Here is an 822-nt window from a genome sequence, read left to right as displayed (position 1 = left end):
CCATCCTTTTTCATTCGATTGTTTCTTCTATCATACCGTTTTGTTACAGATGAAACAATCGAATTGAATTATACTCGGCTGGTAACGGAAAACCAGCGGCTGATCCCTTTTTGAATCACCTCGGAACAATCGGGCGCTGATGCATCCACCGCCCAGGCTACATGTCCATCGGGACGAATCAATATGGTATGCACATCCCGCAACTTTTCATTCGGTTCTGCAAGCGAGGCGGTTACCGTACGTAAGCCTTTTACTTCGATATGATCATCAGCTTCCTGCCTCAATGACAGCAAAACGAATGTCCCGTTTTGGAGAAAGCTGTACAGCCGTTCCGAATTGCCGTCGGAAAGAATCAGCTTCATGTCAGGGAGCCTTGCCCCGTTCAAACGATTCGGCGGCATGGTACGATCAGCTTCATATCTGACATCGAGCGCAGAAATTTGCCCCGCTACATATCGATTCACATCAGGGAAGGCCAGCAGCTCCGACATCATGCTTCGCAAATGGAGGCCTGCTTGAGTGAAATCGATCAGGTTTGTCTGTGCCTCCGTGTTTCTGAGGAGCCCTTCCGCTGCCGGATGCCGCTCGTCATGGTAGCTGTCCAAAAGCCAAGAAGGCGCAGAGCCTTTGATGGCCGCCGCCAGTTTCCACCCGAGGTTCATTGCATCCTGAAGGCCGACATTCAGTCCTTGCCCGCCCGCTGGAAAATGAATATGCGCGGCATCACCCGCAAGAAAGATTCTGCCGTCCCGATACCGTTTCGCTTGGCGCGCGGCGTTCCCGAACCGCGACATCCACGAAGGGTCTGTTAAACCGAAGTCA

1 protein-coding gene is annotated in these 822 nt (G+C 52.2%); it reads right to left on the bottom strand.

Features of this window, described 5'->3' with window-relative positions; translation table 11 throughout:
• Positions 1-68: 68 nt before the first annotated feature.
• A partial coding sequence (locus tag ACWHAR_RS25475) for an FAD-dependent monooxygenase (RefSeq protein WP_452088233.1) occupies positions 69-822 on the bottom strand: 754 nt, incomplete at its 5' end.

The organism is Bacillus sp. LR--39 (assembly GCF_053613335.1).
The sequence above is the reverse complement of the archived record's forward strand: the minus strand, read 5'-3'. Positions and strand labels throughout refer to the sequence as shown.